This is a genomic window from Clostridia bacterium (assembly GCA_028698525.1).
Taxonomy (GTDB): Bacteria; Bacillota; Clostridia; order JAQVDB01; family JAQVDB01; genus JAQVDB01.
In genome coordinates, this window is the sequence record JAQVDB010000088.1 from 1 (window position 1) to 6,190 (window position 6,190).

General features: G+C 32.3%; 6 protein-coding genes. 4 read left to right on the forward strand and 2 right to left on the reverse strand.

The genetic code is table 11. The features are described 5' to 3' along the window. Positions 1 to 540: 540 nt before the first annotated feature. The 3 genes from PHP06_10175 (at position 541) to PHP06_10185 (ending at position 3,121) form a co-directional block, all read left to right on the forward strand. On the forward strand, positions 541 to 1,686 hold the full coding sequence (locus tag PHP06_10175) for a PD-(D/E)XK nuclease family protein (GenBank protein MDD3840907.1): 1,146 nt from the start codon (positions 541 to 543) through the stop codon (positions 1,684 to 1,686). Next, the gene (locus PHP06_10180; protein ID MDD3840908.1) at positions 1,683 to 2,207 is read left to right on the forward strand and encodes a hypothetical protein; all 525 of its coding nucleotides are present in this window, start codon (positions 1,683 to 1,685) and stop codon (positions 2,205 to 2,207) included. Before PHP06_10175 ends, PHP06_10180 begins: the two co-directional genes overlap by 4 nt. 107 nt (positions 2,208 to 2,314) lie before the next feature. Next, on the forward strand, positions 2,315 to 3,121 hold the full coding sequence (locus tag PHP06_10185; protein ID MDD3840909.1) for a tetratricopeptide repeat protein: 807 nt from the start codon (positions 2,315 to 2,317) through the stop codon (positions 3,119 to 3,121). Between the two features lie 313 nt (positions 3,122 to 3,434). On the opposite strand, the gene PHP06_10190 is transcribed toward PHP06_10185, so the two are convergent. Beyond that, a complete protein-coding gene (locus tag PHP06_10190; protein ID MDD3840910.1) occupies positions 3,435 to 4,634 on the reverse strand; it encodes an IS256 family transposase in 1,200 nt (399 codons plus the stop codon). Positions 4,635 to 4,701: 67 nt separating this feature from the next. Between PHP06_10190 and PHP06_10195 the strand changes: the two genes are divergently transcribed. After that, the gene (locus tag PHP06_10195) at positions 4,702 to 5,325 is read left to right on the forward strand and encodes an ion transporter (protein ID MDD3840911.1); all 624 of its coding nucleotides are present in this window, start codon (positions 4,702 to 4,704) and stop codon (positions 5,323 to 5,325) included. A gap of 162 nt (positions 5,326 to 5,487) precedes the next feature. Here the strand turns inward: PHP06_10195 and PHP06_10200 are convergent. After that, positions 5,488 to 6,190, reverse strand: a 703-nt coding sequence (locus tag PHP06_10200) for a ribonuclease Z (GenBank protein MDD3840912.1), incomplete at its 5' end; no start/stop codon positions are given.

A 6,190-nucleotide genomic window follows, 5' to 3' on the forward strand; every position in this document is an offset into this window, starting at 1 on the left:
ATTGTTTTTGGATGTGTTCAGAAGCAATTTTAACACCTGTTTCGACCGGAAATCGGTTTAAAATGATTGTTTTATTGGTTGAAATTATACCATTTTATTGCTTCCAAAGTGCCTATTTTAGGGAGGTTTATGGATTTTTCAGGGGTGACTATTTATTATCTGAATCTCAACCCTCTGAGTATACAATAAATAACGATTTAGGATAAGCAATTCTTTATCTATTTTTTTATACACTCCCGTGTTTGCTGTAATAAAGTAGTTGAGGGGGGAGTTGTTACACAAAAACTCTTGTATTTGTAATGACTTAAATCCTAATATATTTAAATAACGTTTTTATTATATTTGTTCTTACATAATTTTACTTAATAATATGGTATCAAAATTCAAAGGTTTATTTAAATAATATTTTTTATATTAAATATACAAGTTGTTTAAAGAATATGTTTCATACTATAAAAATAGAAGAAGGGTTGAAAATGATTTTTATATATAGTTTGTCTTTTGGTACCTTTTCACATTTAGATTGAGGAAAAGATTTATATGACTAATTTAGAGACAACGTGGACAAACAAACTCAAAAAGTCTCCCTTATTTAATATGTCTTTGAGCTCTAAAGAATTATTCCATAGCAATTTCCTCGCATGGTTATGTGACATATGTCCTGAATCAATGAGTATTTTCTTTTGTCAAAATTTAGATATTCCCTATGCTAATATAAAAAATATAAAAAGAGAAAAATCAAATATAGATATATCATTTGAACTAGGGAATGTATTGATAATTATAGAAAATAAAGTCAAAAGTATTTCCTACATAGAACAATTAAGAAAATATGAACAATATAGTTCTCAAAAGTTGGGATCAGATCTCAAGGAAAAAAAATATATTTTATTAACACTAAAAACATCAGAACTAGACAAAGATCAATTAAAGCCATGGATTCCTATACAATATTTGGATCTAGTAGGATATATGGAAACACTACTGGAAGAAAATAGGATAAAAAACAATTATCACGCACTCATTATTAATGATTATTGTCAATTTATCAGAATTTTAGATCATGAAATAGTTGATAAAATGTATATAGATGAAGTACATGGAAATTATATTAATCTAGCAAATTTATATGACAAAAATACTCAGGAAAATGATTTTTTGTTAAAGTTGAATGACATTAAAATGCATGATTTTTTTCAAAAAGGACTGTTTGAAAATTTTGCAAAGAAAGTATATGATCAATTAAAAGACTCTTTAAAAGATGTTAATATTTTATATGGGGAAAATACTGAAAACCTACTAAATACAATCAGTATTTATTCTGGACTAACAAGGTCACAGGGCCTGTTAGATATCAAATATAGTATCAATGATAAATTAACTATCGGAATACAGATACAAGGTGTACAATATAGGCATCAGCTAGAAGGATCATCCTCAGATCTCGTGACGAAGAATGCAATAGATCTCAAAGAAAAAAATAAATGGTTTCATTTTGAGAATATATATGATAGAGAAATTTATCCAAAATCAGACGAAAAAGACTTTAACCAATTTAAGTCGACAAACCATTTATTTTTATATAGATCAGTTAAAATATTAGGACTTAATAATCAGGAACTTCTTGAATTAATTAAAAAGGATGTACAAAAGATGTTATATATAAAAAAGAAGGATTTAATATGACAGATGAGTTATTAATGACTATTATAGTGGGTGGATTGGTACTTTTTATTATTGCAATACTTTTAGGTTTATCAAAAAAGGTTGTATTTTATTATGATGAAGGTGACCTAGTATTAGCGTTAATGCCATGGATGTCTTTAATTGTGACTTACATACTATTAGTTATTTATCAACCAGAAGGCACAAGTTTGAACTTGAATATACTTACAAGTACACAAACTACAATAAGTTATATTGGTTTTAGTATTTCAATCTTATTTTCAATTTTAACGGTAACTCAAAGTATAAAACATAATAAAAATATTGCAATAGGTATAATTGTTAGTATTTTTAAATTATTATTCTCGTTACTTGGAATTATGATATTGATTAGTCAAGTTTTTAAAATGAATGATGAAAAAACAAAAAGAAATCAATTTTGGTTTGCTTTATTGGTTTTTGGAGCTTTTTGGTGGTTAGGCAAAAATTTGATTAATGGTAAAAAGGTATATCGTGATAGAGGTTGGAAAATTAATAATTAAAAAGATTAACTTTTAAAAGATAACAAATAGTTTTTCTGTTAATGGAATAAAATAATATATTGATATCAAAAGTAATTATTTATTATTAAAAAATTTAGGAGTGTTTAATGAATATAATATTTAATGGAATCCTTAATTTATTTAAGATTTTTGTATTTTCTATTATTTTTTTACATAGTAATACATATGCTAATAGTGAAGAGATATCTAGAGAAAGTAGTGCAAAGGTTGCCTATGATTACGCTGTAGAATACGCAAATAGTGCTAATACCGTACATGAATACAAAAAGATTGTAGAGTTATATATTAAAGCCTCAGAACTAGGAAGTGCTAAGGCTTCGCGTGATCTTGGTAGTATGTATCAGTATGGACATTGGGTGAGTCGTGATAATCAAAAAGCCTATGAGTGGTATAAAAAAGCAGCACAACAAGGTGATCAATATTCAAAAGATAAACTACTTATTGAATTTAAAAAGGAAATATTAGAAGAATCAAGATTAAAAAAAGATTCTGAAAAAAATATTGAAGATAAATCTTGGGGTTGGGAAGTTTGGATTGGTATTGTAATTGCCGTAGTTTTTTGGTTTATTACGGTTCCAGTAGGTATTGGTTATTTTGTATATCAATATGATCCATTATTAGGTGTTTTGAGTGGAATACTCACATTCTTATTTATTTATTTTAAATTCCTTCGAGGATGCACCGGTGAAAAATGTCCAGAATGTAAGAAATGTTGTACTAATGTAATAAAAAAAGAATTAATTGGTCAACATTATAAGCATGAAACAAAAACTGGAGAACCTGATAAAAGATATAAAGAGAACCCCTTATATTCAACATATAGATATTCATATCAATGTGAAAATAATGATTGTGGTGAAAAATTCATAGTTGACAAGGATGAAGTCACATGAAGTTTCAAGAGAAAGTATATCAACTCTTTGAAGAACCCTCAACAAATAGGGCTAGCTATATATTAAATCGCCAATTTATATTCTTATTATTATAAGTACAGTGAATTTAATGCTGATAACTGTAGCTGAATACCATAATAAATATGGATAAATATTTATAATTATCGTAATATAATTATGCCAGTTTTTATTCTAGAATACATTGTTCGACTTTATGCATCAGGAACAATAGAAAAACATAAAGGCATTAAAGGTAAAATTAGATACGAGACCGTTCAGAGTTTTGTGTCAACCGATAGATGAGTGAATTATATCACAACTCCAGAGCCTTATCCAATCTACCCTCAAAGAAGATAGCCAATTGAGAGACTGTCAGGCTCCAGTTTCTCATAGGCATCGTCCATTTATTCTGCGCATTCTGGATTCCCATATAAAGCAGTTTTAGAAGGCTATTCTCATTAGGAAAGGCACCTTTGGTTTTGGTCAGTTTTCTAAACTGTCTATGCACAGATTCAATGATATTGGTTGTATAGATAATACGTCTGATATCTTCTGGATATTTGAAGTAGTGAGAGAGGTTCTCCCACTTATTTCTCCAGGATTGTATCACGATTGGATATTTGGCTCCCCACTTCTCTTCAAGTCTTTCCAGTTCAAGTTCAGCAGCTTCTTTGGAGATTGCCTGATAGACAAGTTTGAGATCTTTCATAAACTCTTTCTGGTTCTTTGACGCTACATATTTGAGTGAGTTTCTGATCTGATGTACGATACAGAGTTGAACCTCTGTATTTGGATAGATAGCATTGATCGCTTCAGGAAATCCTTTAAGACCATCGACTGATGCAATGAGGATATCTTCTACTCCTCGGTTATTGAGATCGGTAAGCACTTGAAGCCAGAAGTTTGCTCCTTCATTCTCTGAGAGATAAAGTCCCAATATCTCTTTCTTCCCATCAAGTTTTACACCTAAAATGGTATAAACAGCCTTGGAAACATATTTGCCATTCTCTTTGATCTTATAGTGTATGGCATCAAGCCATACAAATGGATAGATACTTTCCAGTGGTCTTTGCTGCCACTCTTTGAGTAAAGGTATCACTTTATCAGTTACTGCACTGATTGTTGCCTTGGAGAAGGATACGCCATAGAAGTCTTCAATATGTTCAGATATCTGACTGTAGCTGTTTCCCAATGCATACAGGGAGAGTATTTTCTGTTCTATCTGATCTGACATATGGGTTTGATGTTTCTTGACCAGCTGTGGTTCGAAAGAACCGTTACGGTCTCTTGGTACATCCAGATCGAACTCACCGACACTGCTTTTCATGGTCTTGGAGGATTTACCGTTCTTGCGGTTCTTTATCTCTGTAGATAGGTGGGATTCAAGCTCTGCTTCAAGAGCTGCCTCAGTAAGTTGTTTGATAAGCGGAGCAAGTACTCCATCTTTACCTTCTATTTTTGCACCTGCCTTGATCGCCTCAAGGGCTTCATTTAAATCGAACTTCTCGTCCATGTCTCAATCCTTTAGAATTTATTATTCTATCGGATTGACACAAAACTTCTAACACTCCCTTAGATACATATTCACCCCTTATGCCATTATTGATTTATTAGCAATATTGCCTTTTGTATTAGTGAGTTTTGCCGGTTTCTCTGAATCATATATTTTACGTTCTCTACGATTATTACGTATTTTTAGACTATTTAGATTGCAGAAGTATGCAATTTTTATTCAGGTAATGAAAAAAATTTTTCAAAATATTAAAGAGGAAATTTTTGTATTACTCTTTTATACAACTATAATTCTTATTATTCCTTCATTTATTGTATATCAATTGGAACATAAAGCTCAACCTGATGTATTTACTAATATATTCCAAACAATGTGGTGGGGAGTGGCAACCCTAACTACTGTTGGGTATGGTGATATTTATCCTATTACTACAGCAGGTAAAATTATTACATCTATTATCACTATTATGGGAATAGCATTTGTTGCAATTCCGGGTGGATTATTTGCTTCTGAATTTATTTCGGCTATTTCTGAAAAAAATAAGGCAAGTACTACAAATAAATGTTTAAAATGCGGATCAGAAAATGTAGAAGTAACATATAAGTCTATGTTAAAACATGCAGATACAGTTATAAACGCTAATTGTATCACAACATGTAAAGACTATAAATTTATAGGAATAGATCCCTAAATTATGTGAAGATATTATAAATATTGTATTAAGGAGTCAGTTGTGCAGTTTATATTATCTATTTTAGGGTTAACAGATAAGTATTCCCTGAAACAATATGTAGGTTAGAATAAACTGAATCTTTGGAATTGTCTATCTTTTTTGTTGAAAAATACAGAGCGTCTAAAGCGGTATGATGACGCTGTCCCTGTTGAGCAGATACACGTCAAAATCATTGGCGATAAAGAGTCTTCCTTTATAGTATCTTTCCAGCTCCGCAGCGACCGCTTCGACCCCGGTCTTCCCATTTGCATTGTAGCGGGGGTTGATATGCGTTGCGATCAGGTTCCTGACACAGTGTTCTTGCGCACATCTCCCCAGGTCCCTGGCAGTGGTATGCTGTACTTTGACAGGAAGATTGTCATAGGTCTCCTGCAGATAGGTACACTCATGTACCAAAAGATCTACCTCATCCAGATAACTGCCCAGAATTTCCGGTGTATCATTGTCGCCGGCGATGATCACTTTTCTTCCTATTCTAGGCTCAAGCATGAAGGACTCCGGATGGATCTCCTCTCCGTCCACCACGATGCTTTTGCCTCTTTTCAGCTCTCCGTAAAGCGGAGAAGGCTCCAGCCCCAGCGCTCTGAGCTTTACCTCATCGAGGCGGTTGCAGGTGTCATATTCTTTGATATAAAATGCGTGGCTCTCGACAGAGTGCACCAGAGGCAGTACCTTGAGGGAAAATTTGTCAAAGGCATACTCTTCCTGCGGCGAGTACTCAATGATCGTCAGTTGATACCCCAGTTTTTCATAGCTGATATCGTTCATTACACACTCTATGAACTTTCTGATCCCTTTGGGCCCATAAATGGTCAAAGGGTTG